The organism is Macrococcus bovicus (assembly GCF_004359575.1).
Classification (GTDB): Bacteria; Bacillota; Bacilli; order Staphylococcales; family Staphylococcaceae; genus Macrococcus; species Macrococcus bovicus.
In genome coordinates, this window is record NZ_SCWF01000036.1 from 1 (window position 1) to 411 (window position 411).

A 411-nucleotide genomic window follows, 5' to 3' on the forward strand; every position below is an offset into this window, starting at 1 on the left:
AATCATTGCTGACATTAGTAACTTTTTAGCATAACTTCCGCGAACGATTGTTTTCGCGATATGTGGTGCGATTAAACCGACAAACCCAATGTTACCTACTAAACTGATTGCCATAGATACGAGTATAGTAGAAGTGATTAATTGGATTAGTTTCATACGTTGTACATGTAAGCCTAAGCCAATCGCTACAGGGTCATCAAGTATAGATATTTTCATTTTTGGTATAACAAGAAATAACAACGGCACAACAGCTAAAATAACCATACCCAAAATGATTGTATCTTTAAACGTAGCACCGTAAAGACTTCCGACTAGCCATGTATAAGCTTTGGCAGCAGATAATTGCTTCGTTGTAATGAGTAATCCTTGGACAAGCGCAATAAACAACGTTTGCATCGAAATACCGATGAT

General features: G+C 37.0%; 1 pseudogene. It reads right to left on the reverse strand.

The features are described from left to right. Positions 1-411 (reverse strand): annotated as a pseudogene (sirC, locus tag ERX55_RS11305) (staphyloferrin B ABC transporter permease subunit SirC); the annotation flags it as partial.